Here is a 12,527-nt window from a genome sequence, read left to right as displayed (position 1 = left end):
TCATCTCTGGAGTACACCCTCAACCTCGAATAGTGTAAACTCTGCGGAAATCGAACCTATAGTTTTAACCAAGACAATTGTCAAGTCATTGATTGCATAAGCATCTTTCCCGCTTTGGCTACTCACTCCAAGTGTCAGGAACGGGACCAAGAAACTTAGTAACTGCCTTTACGGAAGCGGCACCAAATACCTCATTGCCAGCAACTCCTACGCCAGCGCCAATCAGGAAAGGCAGCTGTTTGCCCAAAACCAGAACACCCTGCTTGGTTCCATATTTAGTGATGAATCGCTTTCCAAGTATTTTATTGACTGCATTGAGAGAGGACATCGGAATCCTATCGATTATTTTTGCACTCCAATACGGAACCGTCTTCTTGCCCAATGCGTTGACGACAGTGGTTGCGGAACTGTCCCCGACAAGAACAACAAGAGCAAGAAATCTCCTGAGCACCTCATCAGACAGATCCAAACCATAAACATGAGCAACTGAAAATACATAAAGCACAGAAGACTCAAGATAATTGCATAAATCAGCGACGGTGACAGTAACTTGACCTACACCGTTAGGTATGGCAGCCGAAGCGCCGGAAGCAAACCCAGAAACACCAACAGAGCTCAAATACAGCTTCTTAAGATAAGCAATTGCCTGTTTCGGCGTCTTCCCTGGATTTTTACCCCTATAAGAGGCGACAATACTCTTCGCTACAGGATACTGGCTCTCCAACGCCTTGTTAAAAGCAGCACTGACCAGTTTCTTGACATCTACGTCTTTCTTCATAGGTTCAGTATTATTGCCCATTAGGACATAACTCCACATCCACTTGCTACGAATCCGGTCCCTTCCGGCTTCAGATGTATTCCAATGATGAACAGATGATGCCAATCTTGGGAAGCAACTTCAGAACAATCATTGAGGCAATCAAAAAATGGGACAGCGAAGCTCGCAAGCAACACGACAATCAATATAGCGACATCAGTGATCACATCATTGTTCGCATAATCCTTTGGATTGCCAAAATTATAAAACGACTTGCAAAACATAAATTATTCATAAACGCAACAGCCAAAAACTAACTCAGCCGAAGAAAGGGACCCGCCCGGAACGATACCGGGCGGGCTTTTACCTAGCGGCGGCCATGCCTACAGTGGTAGTCCATGGCCAGCAGGTAGCCGATGACGGCTACGAGTATGAGATCGGTGACGATGTTGTCCGCCTTGGCTATCAAGGCGGCGATAATCGCCACGATGGACTCCCTCAGATAGTTGTCTCCGTCAGGTCCTTTCTGTGTTTTGGGCATAACACCCATCCTTGTTTGGCCGCGCCACGGGTGACGCGGCGACGGCGCACGAACCGGGCAGCCCGCGCGACCGCCGCAAACTTCCATCATAAAGATTTTGGCGATGGATTCATTGTATCGCAAAGATGAATTTCTGAGGATGCGTTATACTGGTTCATGTCGGGTGGCTCCATCACCCGTTCGCATCATAAAGTCGGGCAAATAAGCTTTAGCGGACGGTGTCACACGACAGGGCGTATCTTTTGCATCCTCCTTGTTTGAGCCGCGGGCTGGGGTCGAATCAATCGACTACCAGCCCAACGGTCGATTCTCTTAAGAACTTGTTTTCAATTTATTTTTGACAAAACAAAAGGGCTTCAGGCCAAAACCTGAAACCCTTTGACAGCGGACAAGGCGAGATTCGGGCGAAACCATGGCTTAGTTCGTTGAAATCATTGGGATTCTGCTGATTACTAACGGGTGCTTCGCCCCGCATCTCGCCCCGCTAGAAATGTTTCTTCACGGTTACATACGGGCCTATACGACACGCAGCACTACGAGATAAATCTTCGAATGAGATTATCGACACCCTTACCAAGAATCTTCAATTGCTCTCCTTTGACTATCAAAAGACTCCTTACTTCATTTTTGGGCCTCTACCCGTCAATCAAGACTCATATCGGCACCGCAATATAATGAAAAATATGCCGTCGAGGATTCAATCCCATTGCCAGCGAGGTGCCCGATGAGTCAAATAGATGAAGATCAAAAACAGACATGTGCGATTCTCTTGGACTGTCTAGAGCAGGACGCTTTCGACTACCTGACAAACCCGACCATCTCAGAGAGCAGCCTTGAAGACGATTATCCGAACCTTTCAGATAATCAACATATCGCGATCGGTGTCCTGCATTCTTATTGGAACACGATTCCCAATGCCTTGGTACACCGAACAGGCGGCAATCATCCTCCACAAACTCAAGAGATACAACGAAGAAGAGGATGTCCTACGCCGTTGAATCAAGCACTGCCCGCCACATTACGCGGAGGAGAACCCCAACGACACAATAATCATGAGACTCCAAAAACTATCAACCAAGAATATAATGAACAGCCGCAGGCTTAACGATAAGAAGGTAGAAATCCTATCCACTGGTTATTCTTACTTTTGAGTGCACAGTACAAGAAAACGTCCGCACCCACCAACCGATTTTTCTTTTTGTACGAGTGTGCGATAGCTGAAATAGGAGTGCCACGGATGTCTGAGCTGGATTTGACCATCAAGACCACCGACGAACTTAACCCTTCGGAACTTCTGGAAATCTTCCGGGAACGTGTGAAGGTATTCGTCGTCGAACAGCACTGCCCATACCAAGAAGTCGACGACAAGGACTTCACTGCGACCCATGTCATGTTGCAGCGCGATGGCAAGCTGGCGGCCTACACGCGAATCATCAAGCATGACGATGGCGTCCACATCAGTTTCGGACGAGTACTGGTAGTTCAGGAATATCGCGGTCACGGATATGCCAAACAGATTGTCAGCACAACTCTTCAGGAGATTGCCAAGCGGCACCCAGGCCAAGGCGTCAAAATCCAAGCGCAAAGCTATCTGAAGGATTTCTACGCTTCATTTGGGTTCAAGTCCATTTCGGCGGTGTATCTGGAAGATGGTATTCCGCACGTTGATATGGTGTTGGAGAAACGAGCACAAGATTAGTTTTTTCAATGCGTCTAGCTGCTGCTGTCATAGTATTTCATCAGGGTTAAATACCAAAAGTTCATTTTGGCATTTAACCCTGATGAACTAGTAGAGCTGATACGATTGCGAGTGACAAAATGCTGCGAAAAAGAAGACAAAACTGGGAGCTTAGTTCAAGAACCCGAAGCCGACGGTCAGCGAACGGCACGATTCGACCATCGTAGCAGTCGAGGACCGCTCAGACACACCTTATTTTCCACACCAAAATCACAGAAATATAACTTATACTAATATTTTTTCTTGCATCAGCCGCTCTGCATCATCGGCTGTTGGGATCCTATCGGATCGATGAGAATAAAATCGATAACTGTTTTCTTTTGAAGAATAATCTAGGCTGAAGTTCCGCAAATCGTAATCTTTCCTTTCGGTTTCATACCAAACAATGATGCTTATTGAACCGCTATGGCCATTTGCAGAAAAATCAGCATCTACCGTAAGATAATCATCGTGCAATTCACAACGAATTTTGCTGTAGCCATGTTTGTTCATCCAAGTTGTGATAAAATCAGTGACTTTCTTGTAGTCACCCTTTGAAGCTTTTTCCATTGAAGTATAGCCTGTGGCTTGGGCTATCTCTTCAGCGGATAGGCCAGCTTTATACGGGTCACCCCAATCTTCCAGACGCTCATCGGCTATTACTTGGTCTGTTTGTTCTTTCGTCGGGATTGAACCAGCCACTTCGGTGTAATAGTTATATCCTACCGGCCCTTGGGGAGAATCCGTAAAGGAGCTGAATCCCAAACAAAATTCATTTTCTTTGCACTGTTTATCGCTGACAGTAGGAATGTAGATAAAAAGATTGCCGGTTCCGGCCTCGACACTCATCTTTGAGATATTACCGTCTTTTTCGAAACGCATAGTTTGGTTGCGCTCGTAACCTCCTTTCTCAATCAGCCAGTCTCTAACGTACTCTTCGACTTTGTCTGGCGCACTGTTGATGGCCTGTGTCAAATTCTTATAACCTGAATCTTTGATAACCGATTTTACTGATAACCCGCCCTTGTATTCACGAACCTGTGCGGACTGTCTTTCGCTTGTACCCGCATCTGCATTGGGTTTAAAACCATTTTCCGAATTTCTCGTCGATAAGCTGCAACCCTGCAACCCAACAAGCAGAAATGACGCAGAAACAACGACAGACAAAACTTTCTTCAACACTGTTACTCTCATATTTTCACCTCATTGTCACCGAAACAGGAAATCTAACGATAACTATAGTCAAGTTGGGATGTTGAATAAAGTGCGTGTCCGAAATCAGAGCCTTAAACATTACGACTGAGAGCCGGAGCGAGCTTTGAGTTCGTCCCGAGGGGACTCGAAATATGCAACAGAAAGGTTGTAGGTCATTTTTGGACATGTATCTGGGCCTATATCCCGAATGGAACGACCTACACACCGCCACCAGATACCCCAACAACATCGACTAGAGACACGTTTTCCGGCCAATAACCCTGCATCTGATTCATCAGCAAAACGAAATGGGTTCCGGATGACCCAACCGCCCAGAACCCATTTGTAATGCGGACAAGGCGAGATTCGAACTCGCGGTGGGTTGCCCCACAACGGTTTTCAAGACCGTCTCTTTAGACCGCTCAGACACCTGTCCATGTTGCGTTAACGGCTTGCACCGCAAACGCAACGTATGAAATTATAGCAACCGCCCGCAGACAGTTGGCGCGTCGCTCTGTCAGCGACCACCCCGCGTTCAGTGCATAAACACACAGCCAGCAAAATTCAACCGGGCAACAATCGCCAAGCTGCAGAAAAGCGCCATAACCAAACCGTTCAGTGGTTGTTGACGGCTTGGTTATGACGCTTTTCAATAACGAAGACTAGAAGTCTCACGCCTCCCATTTGGTGGGCTCGATGACCTCGCGGCCGCCCATGTAGGGACGCATGGCCTTCGGAATCTCGATGGAACCGTCCTTCTGCTGATGGTTCTCGAGAATCGCGACGAGCCAGCGTGTGGTTGCCAGCGTGCCGTTCAAGGTGGAGACCGGGCGGGTGGAGCCGTCCTCGGTGCGCTCGCGGATGTTCAGGCGGCGGGCCTGGTACTCGGTGCAGTTCGAGGTGGACGTGAGCTCGCGGTAGCGGCCTTGCGTCGGCACCCAAGCCTCGTTGTCGAACTTGCGGGCGGCGGAGGAACCGAGGTCGCCGGCGGCGGTGTCGATGGTGCGGTAGGGCACCTCGACCTTGGCCAGCATCTGCTCTTCCATGCCAAGCAGCTGCTTGTGCATCTCGCGGGATTCCTCCTGCTTGCAGTAGACGAACATCTCCACCTTGTCGAACTGGTGGACGCGGATGATGCCAGAGGTATCCTTGCCCGCGGCACCGGCCTCACGGCGGTAGCAGCTCGACCAGCCACAATACTTCAGCGGCCCGTTGCCCAAGTCAAGGATCTCGTTTTCATGCATGCCGGCGAGCGCCACTTCGGAGGTGCCGACCAGGTACTGATCGTCAGGTTCGCGCAGACGGTAGATTTCATCGGCATGCGAATTCAGGAAGCCGGTTCCGGCCATGACTTCAGGACGCACAAGCGTCGGCGTAATGGCCAGCGTAAAGCCGTTCTCTTCGGCCTGATCGACAGCCATGGTAAGCATCGCGATCTGCATGCGGGCGACGGCGCCGCGCAGGAAGTAGAAGCGCGATCCGGAAACCTTGACGCCACGACGCATATCGATGCCGGCCACGCCGACACCCAGCGTCAGATGGTCCTTGGGCTCGAAGCCCTCGGCCTTGAAATCACGCGGCGTGCCGACCTTCTGCACCACCACGTAATCGTCTTCGCCGCCTTCGGGAGCCTCGGGCTCGACGATGTTGGAGAACTGCCACATGGCCTTGGTGTAGGCTTCGGCGGCATCGTCGGAAGTCCTCTTGTATTCGGCGACCTTGTTGGCCAAGTCCTTGGTCTGCGCGATCAGCGCGGCCTTCTCGTCAGGCGCAGCCTGGGCGACCTTCTTGCCCATGGCCTTCTGGCTGGCACGTGCCTCCTCGTACGATTTCAGGGCCGCGCGGCGGGTCTCATCCTGCTTCAAAACCTCGTCCACAAGCTCGACGGATTCCCCGCGCTTGCGCTGGGATTCGCGCACGACATCGGGATGTTCACGAATAAATTGAATATCTAGCATATCCTCAACCCTACTTTCTTAAAGGGACACCTATGGCCGGGCTGCAAACCCGCCTGCAGACGCCCCGTTTCACCTCTATTGACATATTTACATATCAATATCTGTTATCCAAATTTATTATTTACCGCAACGCATTTCAACACTCCAAAAGACCACCGCCCCGCATCACATGAACAGTTCCACGATGTTGTAGAAGATTGCGGTGACGGCGATGAGGCCGACCACGAAAATGAACACGTTACTGGCTTTGCCCTTGTACTTCTGCAAGACCGGCACCTTGTGGATGGCATACATCGGCAGGAGCATCAGCACGAAGGCGATCAGCGGACCGGCCATGGTCTCGAGCATGCCGATGACGGAAGGATTTGCCCAAGCGATGAACCAGCAGGCGAAGAACATGATGACATTGACGGCCACACGCAGCGGGCCGCGCTTGATGACGCGGTTCCGCGTCTGCGCCACCTTGCGGATGATGCCGCCAAGTCCCTCTTCGACGCCGAGGTAATGGCCAAGGAACGCCTTGAAAATGCAGAAGAAGGAAGTGAGCGCCGCCACCCAGGAGATGACCGGGCTGTTGAGGATATTGGCAAGGTAGCTCAGGATGGAAACGTTCTGCACCTTGGCCTTGGCAAGGCTTGCCGGGTCAAGCGCCAGATCGCTGGAAATGACGAAGAACAGGACGACGGCGACCATCATGGGCTCCCCCACCTTGAGGATCTTGATGGCCTTGCGTTCGGCGTATTTCGCGCCGTATTCCAGACGCACGTTCACGGAGAAGGAAGAGACGATGGCGGAATGGTCGAAGGTGAGCACGATCACCGGGATGAGCAGCCACAGGTTCAGCACCAGCTTGCCCAAGTCGAGGCCGCCGCCCGCGTTCTGCGGATAGCTGGTGAGCATGGAGGGGTTCCAGCGCGGGATAAGGTAAAGCGCGAACAGGACCAGGACCGCGATGACCGGCCACGTCATCCAGCTCATCACCCGGGTGACGATGGTGGTGCCACAGGTGACGATGACGATGAGGATGGCGATCAGAATCAGGGAAAGTAGCCCTCGCGGCGGCGCGTGCATGTGCAGCTGGTTGACGATGAAGCTTTCGGCGGTGTTGGTGATGGAAATGGAATAGACCATCAGCAGCACGAAAATCTGGGCGAAATAAATCAGCGTGAACACCATGCCGAAACCAAAACCGAAATGCTGCTCGACCACGTCGGTGATGTCATCGCCCGGGTTCTTGGCAGAAAGCACAAACCGGCACATCGCTCGGTGCGCGAAATAGGCCAACGGCAGCGCAATGATGATGGTCAGCACCAAGCCGAGCGTACCGACCCCGCCTACGTCGATCGGCAGAAAGAGGACACCCGCACCGATGGCCGTACCGAAAAGGCTCAGCATCCAGCGCACGTCCTGGCCGTGCCATTTGCGCACATAGTCTTCGCTGACCTGCTTCTCTTTGGGCATTTCAGTCTTTACGTCTTGCGTTCGTCGTTTTGCCGGCTGGTTTTGTGCTGTTGCCATGGGATACCACTTTCTGATGTTTTGCTTCTTGGAACATTTCTTCGGATATTTATTTAAAAATCCGTTTCGACTTGGGAAACTGCCCAATAACCAAACAAAACATCACGCATTACCGGGCAATAACCTTGCCGACGCGGAATGCGATATTGCGGTGTTAACGAAGTTCAGACGATGAACCCGACATATCGCGACCGGCGGCGAGCGACGAAAACGATCGACGAGCCGAGCGCGAGACATTCAAACTTTGGGCAACGCTGAACCGACGCGCGGGCATTGCCGCGACGCCTGATTCCATTGCCAAAGTGAACATAGACGACAATATATAGCCGCATAACGAGGAAAACAAATTCCCTGACATATTTTGAGACAATACAGTTCAAAAGGACTATAAAAATGGACCACGAAAGATAAAAACAGCCTGCGCACCCGTAATTGCAGGCACGCAGGCTGTTTGAGCGAAAAGGAAAGGAAGCGTCAGAACAGCTCGACGATGTTGTAGAAGATCGCGCTGACCGCGACGACGCCGACGACCAGGATGAACACGTTGCTGATCTTGTGGGAATACTTCTTGAGCGCGGGCACCTTGTGGACGCCGTACATCGGCAGAAGCAGAAGCACGAACGCGATGAGCGGTCCGGCCATGGTCTCGATCATGCCGATGGCGGAGGGGTTGGCCCAAGCGACAAGCCAGCAGGCGACGAACATCAGAATGTTGACGACGGCGCTGAGCTTCTTGCGCTCGACCACCACGCCTTTGGCATGCGTCACCTTGCGGATGATGCCACCAAGCCCTTCCTCGACACCCAGATAATGGCCGAGGAACGCCTTGAAGATGCAGACGAACGCGGTGATGGAGGCGATCCACGAGATGGCGGGGGTATTGAGGATGTTGGCGAGGTAGCTCAGGATGGAAACGTTCTGCGCCTTCGCTTTCACCAAATCGCCGGGCGTCAGCGCCAGGTCGCTGCTCAGCACGAAGAAGAGCACGACGGTGACCATCATGGGCTCGCCGAGTTTCAGAATCTTGCCGATCTTGTCGTCGGAATACTGGCCGTAACGCTTGCGGACATTGACGGAGAAGGAGGAGACGATGGCGGAATGGTCGAAGGTGAGGACGATGACGGGAACCAGAAGCCACAGATCGAGCGCAAGGGCACCGAAATCGATGCTACCGGAAGCGCCACGTGGAACGCTGGTGAGCATGGAAGGGTTCCAGCGCGGGATGAGATACAGCGCGAAAATCACCAGCACGGCGATGACCGGCCACGTCAGCCAGCTCATGACGCGCGTGACGGCGCGGGTGCCACAGGTCATGATCAGAATCAACACGCCAACGAGCACGAGGGAAAGCAGCCAGCGCGGGGGCGCAGGCATGTGCAGCTGGTTGACGATGAAACTTTGGGCGGTATTGGTAATCGAGACCGAATACATCAGCAGGATGACCAGAACCTCGACGAAGTAAATAATGGTGAAGACCATGCCGAAACCGAAGCCGAAATGCTGCTCGACCACGTCGGTGATGTCATCGCCCGGATTCTTGGCCGAAAGCACGAACCGGCACATCGCACGATGCGCGAAATAGGCCAGCGGATAGGCCACGAGCAGCATCAGCACGATGCCGATGATGCCCGCACCACCCGCGTCGATAGGCAGAAACAGCACGCCCGCGCCGATGGCCGTGCCGAAAAGGCTCAGCATCCAACGCACGTCCTGGCCGTGCCATTTCAGTGCGTAGGCCTTGTCGGTCTTGTAATCCTTGTCGGTTTGATTGCCGTTGGGTTTCTGCGCCCCGGCCGTCGCGCCGGCTTGGGCATCACCTGCCCGTCGCTTTACCGGGCGTTCTTCTTCACTCGTCATACCAATCCACTTTCCCCTCATGTTTGTTGGATTTTCTCAATCCGCTTCAATAGGTCACCGCCCAATACGAAGCAAAACATCACACGTTACCGGGCAGATATGCCGTTGCGATAATGCAATATTTGAATGTTTACAAAACCGAATAAATCAATCCGAAATATCGCTGCAGACGACGGTCGACGACGAATGCGATCGACGGGTCGAAGCGAAAATGTTCGCATCATGGGCAATCAAGGTACGGCATGCGGCATTTGCCGTGGTGCCTGCTTCAATTCCCTTGTCGAACATGGTTCACAGTATATTAAAGCCAGTCCGTTGCCGATAAGCCGGTGACAAATAATGAGACGGCATTGTTTCGTTTTTGTTTCCTTGCCTAAAGCGAGCCAACGTGTAAGATTTGTTCATCTTTTTTTCAACTTCGGGCGCAACGTCACCGTATCGCGCCACAATAGAGCCATGTCTCGAACTGTGCTTTTCGTCATCGTCGCCGTGGTCGCGGTATGTGTTCTCGCCGTTGCCGCCGCGTTGATATGGCGCGCATGGAAGCGTTGGCGCAGGGTGCAGAAACTCAACGAACGCGACGACGACCAGGTACGCTATGCGTTCATCATCAATCCGTCGAAGCCGCAGGCCGCACGCTCACGTCTGCATATCGAGGAATTCTGCAAAGACCACAACATCACCGACATCGAATTCATCGAGACCACGCTGGAACGCGATGGCCGGGTTTGCGCGCTTGAAGCGTTGAGCCATGGGGCCGACGTGCTGGTTGCGGTGGGTGGCGACGGCACCGTGCGCACCGTGGCGAGCGCCGTGAGCGGGACCGGCCACACTTTGGCCATCATTCCTATCGGCACCGGCAATCTTTTCGCCCGCAATATGGGCATCCCCGTCGACGACATCAACGCGGCACTGGCTATCGCGACTTCGCATGGCGAACGGATGGTCGATATGGGACGCATGGCCCTGCTCGACAAGCCCGACGAGGACCACGCGCACGCCTTCCTTATCATCGCCGGCATCGGCTTCGACGCCGACATGATCAGCGACACCGACCCGGAACTGAAGAAAAGCATCAGTTGGCTCGCTTATTTCTCGGGCGGCATGAAGCATCTGTTCGCGCCGAAATACCGCGGGGCCGTCACCATTACCAGCGCCGACGGCAGCTCGCACACCGTCGGAGAAGTACATTTCCGCACCTTTATGGCCGGCAATTGCGGCCAAATCCCAGTATTCTCACTTATGCCAGACGCCTCGTTCGACGACGGCCTGCTCGATTTTGAAATCATCGACACTTCCGGCGGCATCCTGGGCTGGATGAACCTCTTCGGCGATGTAATGCACCAGACCATCACCGGCAAGGCCCAGCAAAGCCCGCTTTCCACCAATTCCACGATGGATCAGATTCAGGGCGTCAAGGCCGAAATCAGGCTCGAAAAGCCGGCGCTGGCCCAGGTCGACGGCGACATGCTCGGCTCCACCAGCCATATCCGTTTCAGCCTCGAGCCCAAGTCGTTGCGCGTCCGCGTTCCGGCCAAAGCCGAAATCGAACAGTATCAGTAGACCATAATTACGACCGCCATCTTGGCGACAACATCAATTATCACTTACCGATAATCTCGGTTGGGATATTTCTACGTCAGCATACCCGAACCGAAACGGCCACTATTCCGCATAACCGGTCACGCCTGAACGATTCTCATGACTTGGCGTAACCGGTCAGTTCCAGCTATTTCCATTACTTGGCGTAACTGGTCAGCTCCAGCTATTTTCGTTACTTTACATAACCTGTCAGTTCCGGTTACTTCCCCATCACTTCGCGTAACCGGTCAGTTCCAGCTTCTTGGAAACGTACTCGCCGATATACACGCCGTTGGTGCCCTCATAACCCTGCTTCTTGACCTCGCCTTCGAGCCATTCTTTGTCGTGGCCGATGGCCTCAAGCACGTCGGTGTCGACCTGTCCATCGACGATCAACGGCAGACGCAGCGTTTCGTCCCCATAGCAGATGACGGTCAGCTGGCCGTTCTGCTCGAAGTAGGCCTTCAGAACTTTCGAAATCTCGTAGACCCCTTGCGCACGCAACTTCAGCATCAAATCACTTGCGGAAACGCCCTTGCGCATGCAGGTGGCGACGTCGACCTTGCCGTGCGAGATGAGCATGACAGGGCTGCCGTCGATGAGTTTCTTGAAGAACCGGCTGTTTTCCTTGGCGAACTTGATGATCATGCACAGAAGCGTCCATGTAACCAGAACGAAGACGAACTGGAGCACGGTGATCTGCTCGTTGTAGATGACGCCGCCGATAATGGCGCCGAGCACGTAGTTCTGGATCTGGTCCATAGCGCTCGTGGGCGCGAGATTGGACTTGCCGAAGAGGTTGATGTGGACGATCAGGAAGGCGATGCCCACGACGAGTTTGATGATGAGTGTGGTGCTGATAAGCATGGCGGTTCCTTACTTCTCTACTTTGACGTCGGCGAGCATATGAGTTTCGGTCAATTTGTAGGCGGTATAGTCCGAATTGAGGCTCACCGTATAGTATTTTTTGCCGATTTTGACGATAACGTCTTGGTTCAGGTATTTGGAATTGACCAGCACGTCGTTCTGAGAAACGTGCCGTTCCTTGGCGACTTTCTGGACAAAACTGACCATCTGTTCGCTTTTCGCGCTGGCCGTCTCGCTTTGTTGGAACTGCGTATAGCCGCTGCCGAGCACCAGCACTGCCAGCAACAACGCGATGATGCCCAAATCCCGATATTTCGTTTTGAGCCGGTGACGCAGATACAAGACGAAGAACGCGACCAACGCCACGCACAGCGCAATGATGATGATGAATCGGATGACCTGATTGATGCCGTGCTGGCTTTGCAGGTAATTGATACCGTAAAATGTCATGGAAAGGCCCCAAACGTTGGTTGGCAGGTGATTTCTCCGGTTTCATCGTAGAAGCGACGCAATACGTTATCGGATTTTCGGGCTGAG

Annotated in this window: 11 protein-coding genes and 1 tRNA gene; 3 read left to right on the top strand and 9 right to left on the bottom strand. The window is 52.8% G+C overall.

All coding sequences use genetic code 11. From position 1 onward, the window contains the following. Positions 1–118 precede the first annotated feature (118 nt). Positions 119–799, bottom strand: a complete 681-nt coding sequence (locus tag OZX62_RS02715; RefSeq protein WP_277176489.1) for a hypothetical protein — start codon at positions 797–799, stop codon at positions 119–121. A gap of 325 nt (positions 800–1,124) precedes the next feature. Beyond that, entirely contained in the window at positions 1,125–1,298 is a 174-nt protein-coding gene (locus tag OZX62_RS02710) for a hypothetical protein (protein WP_277176488.1), read from the bottom strand. Positions 1,299–2,022: 724 nt separating this feature from the next. Between OZX62_RS02710 and OZX62_RS02705 the strand changes: the two genes are divergently transcribed. After that, the gene (locus OZX62_RS02705) at positions 2,023–2,403 is read left to right on the top strand and encodes a hypothetical protein (RefSeq protein ID WP_277176487.1); all 381 of its coding nucleotides are present in this window, start codon (positions 2,023–2,025) and stop codon (positions 2,401–2,403) included. A 132-nt stretch (positions 2,404–2,535) separates the two neighbouring features. Further along, the gene (locus OZX62_RS02700; RefSeq protein ID WP_277176486.1) at positions 2,536–2,997 is read left to right on the top strand and encodes a GNAT family N-acetyltransferase; all 462 of its coding nucleotides are present in this window, start codon (positions 2,536–2,538) and stop codon (positions 2,995–2,997) included. Positions 2,998–3,261: 264 nt separating this feature from the next. Here OZX62_RS02700 and OZX62_RS02695 read toward each other — a convergent pair whose 3' ends face one another. From OZX62_RS02695 to OZX62_RS02675, 5 genes are all read right to left on the bottom strand, one after another. Further along, positions 3,262–4,209: a hypothetical protein gene (locus OZX62_RS02695; RefSeq protein WP_277176485.1), complete on the bottom strand. Its 948-nt coding sequence runs from the start codon at positions 4,207–4,209 to the stop codon at positions 3,262–3,264. A gap of 351 nt (positions 4,210–4,560) precedes the next feature. Next, positions 4,561–4,645 (bottom strand) — tRNA-Ser (locus OZX62_RS02690). 235 nt (positions 4,646–4,880) lie between these two features. Beyond that, positions 4,881–6,167, bottom strand: a complete 1,287-nt coding sequence (gene serS / locus OZX62_RS02685; protein ID WP_277176484.1) for a serine--tRNA ligase — start codon at positions 6,165–6,167, stop codon at positions 4,881–4,883. Between the two features lie 165 nt (positions 6,168–6,332). After that, positions 6,333–7,685, bottom strand: a complete 1,353-nt coding sequence (locus OZX62_RS02680; RefSeq protein WP_277176483.1) for an aromatic amino acid transport family protein — start codon at positions 7,683–7,685, stop codon at positions 6,333–6,335. 474 nt (positions 7,686–8,159) lie between these two features. Continuing rightward, positions 8,160–9,542, bottom strand: coding sequence for a hypothetical protein (locus OZX62_RS02675; RefSeq protein WP_277176481.1), 1,383 nt, complete (start codon positions 9,540–9,542; stop codon positions 8,160–8,162). Between the two features lie 456 nt (positions 9,543–9,998). Here OZX62_RS02675 and OZX62_RS02670 point away from each other — a divergent pair, with 456 nt between their 5' ends. Continuing rightward, the gene (locus tag OZX62_RS02670; RefSeq protein WP_277176480.1) at positions 9,999–11,105 is read left to right on the top strand and encodes a diacylglycerol kinase family protein; all 1,107 of its coding nucleotides are present in this window, start codon (positions 9,999–10,001) and stop codon (positions 11,103–11,105) included. A 249-nt stretch (positions 11,106–11,354) separates the two neighbouring features. Here the strand turns inward: OZX62_RS02670 and OZX62_RS02665 are convergent, their stop codons facing one another. Both OZX62_RS02665 and OZX62_RS02660 read right to left on the bottom strand, forming a co-directional pair. Continuing rightward, positions 11,355–11,990, bottom strand: a complete 636-nt coding sequence (locus tag OZX62_RS02665; protein ID WP_277176479.1) for a DUF421 domain-containing protein — start codon at positions 11,988–11,990, stop codon at positions 11,355–11,357. Positions 11,991–11,999: 9 nt separating this feature from the next. Then, on the bottom strand, positions 12,000–12,440 hold the full coding sequence (locus OZX62_RS02660) for a DUF3290 domain-containing protein (RefSeq protein ID WP_277176478.1): 441 nt from the start codon (positions 12,438–12,440) through the stop codon (positions 12,000–12,002). Between the last annotated feature and the right edge of the window lie 87 nt (positions 12,441–12,527).

Origin of the sequence: Bifidobacterium sp. ESL0690, assembly GCF_029392315.1 — a bacterium.
GTDB lineage: Bacteria > Actinomycetota > Actinomycetes > Actinomycetales > Bifidobacteriaceae > Bifidobacterium.
The sequence above is the reverse complement of the archived record's forward strand: the minus strand, read 5'-3'. Positions and strand labels throughout refer to the sequence as shown.

Bases quoted from the DNA above. Each gene is read 5' to 3' on its own strand.
- OZX62_RS02715 (WP_277176489.1), bottom strand. From the start codon at position 799: ATGGGCAATAATACTGAACCTATGAAGAAAGACGTAGATGTCAAGAAA.
- OZX62_RS02710 (WP_277176488.1), bottom strand. From the start codon at position 1,298: ATGCCCAAAACACAGAAAGGACCTGACGGAGACAACTATCTGAGGGAG.
- OZX62_RS02705 (WP_277176487.1), top strand. From the start codon at position 2,023: ATGAGTCAAATAGATGAAGATCAAAAACAGACATGTGCGATTCTCTTG.
- OZX62_RS02700 (WP_277176486.1), top strand. From the start codon at position 2,536: ATGTCTGAGCTGGATTTGACCATCAAGACCACCGACGAACTTAACCCT.
- OZX62_RS02695 (WP_277176485.1), bottom strand. From the start codon at position 4,209: ATGAGAGTAACAGTGTTGAAGAAAGTTTTGTCTGTCGTTGTTTCTGCG.
- serS (WP_277176484.1), bottom strand. From the start codon at position 6,167: ATGCTAGATATTCAATTTATTCGTGAACATCCCGATGTCGTGCGCGAA.
- OZX62_RS02680 (WP_277176483.1), bottom strand. From the start codon at position 7,685: ATGGCAACAGCACAAAACCAGCCGGCAAAACGACGAACGCAAGACGTA.
- OZX62_RS02675 (WP_277176481.1), bottom strand. From the start codon at position 9,542: ATGACGAGTGAAGAAGAACGCCCGGTAAAGCGACGGGCAGGTGATGCC.
- OZX62_RS02670 (WP_277176480.1), top strand. From the start codon at position 9,999: ATGTCTCGAACTGTGCTTTTCGTCATCGTCGCCGTGGTCGCGGTATGT.
- OZX62_RS02665 (WP_277176479.1), bottom strand. From the start codon at position 11,990: ATGCTTATCAGCACCACACTCATCATCAAACTCGTCGTGGGCATCGCC.
- OZX62_RS02660 (WP_277176478.1), bottom strand. From the start codon at position 12,440: ATGACATTTTACGGTATCAATTACCTGCAAAGCCAGCACGGCATCAAT.